The following is an 884-nucleotide window of genomic DNA, read 5'->3' on the forward strand; positions in this document are numbered from 1 at the left end:
GATGGCATGCTGTCAAAGCCTGAATCAGGTTATATGTATGTTAAGGATGAAAATGCACTTGGTGGCATACGTGCGGTGCCAATTGCAGGCAGTGGTTCAGAACATAAATTAATTCAAGAACAGAAGGAGGAGGAGCGTAAAAACCAACAAATGCAAATGCGAATTCTGGAAACAGCAGACAGGTCAAATCGTATACTCTCAGCATCTAAAGAATTGCTAAAAACTATTGAGGAACACCCGCATGTTGTTGGTTTCACTGGTCCTATAATGTCGTTCCTTCCTAATTCTAAGGCAAAAGATTTTGGGCATATGCTCGATTCATTGAAGGCAAGTATCGGGCTTGATGCCTTGAGAAAAGCAAAAGCATTTTCACCAAATGGCGCATCTGGCTTTGGGAATTTGTCTAATATGGAATTGCAAGCATTGCAAAACTCTGTAGCGGCGTTGTATCAAGATCTTTCTGCAGAGCAAATGAAGAAATCTTTAAAAACAGTTATTGACACTTTCAATAAATCCAATGCAGCAACGCGCGCAATTCTTTTTGGTGGTGCAGAAGCAACAAACGAGCTCGTTCGAGCCGCCTATGGGCAAGATGCTTATAAGGGAAATCATGCACAGTCAAATGATCCACTAGAAAAACAGATAGAAGCATTGCCGGAAGGCATGTTGTTCGTTGATAGAGATGGACGCATTAAGGAGAAACAAACCAATGGCTGAAGTAATCCCCCCTCTTATTAATCGTAAAAACACAAGAGTCATTGGGCATATAAGTGACTATACACCAGAACAGCTTCAAGAGCTTTTCGCGAAGAATAAGGAAAGGCTAAGTGGTTCTGTTACAGGAAATAATGGTGCAACAGAGGAAGATGGTCCACATCCAAGTG

General features: G+C 41.6%; 1 pseudogene. It reads left to right on the forward strand.

Annotated elements, in window-relative coordinates:
* Positions 1-717 (forward strand): annotated as a pseudogene (locus tag ACFIL3_RS10615) (hypothetical protein); the annotation flags it as partial.
* Positions 718-884 lie beyond the last annotated feature (167 nt).

The organism is Bartonella sp. CE47NXGY (assembly GCF_042195415.1).
Classification (GTDB): Bacteria; Pseudomonadota; Alphaproteobacteria; order Rhizobiales; family Rhizobiaceae; genus Bartonella.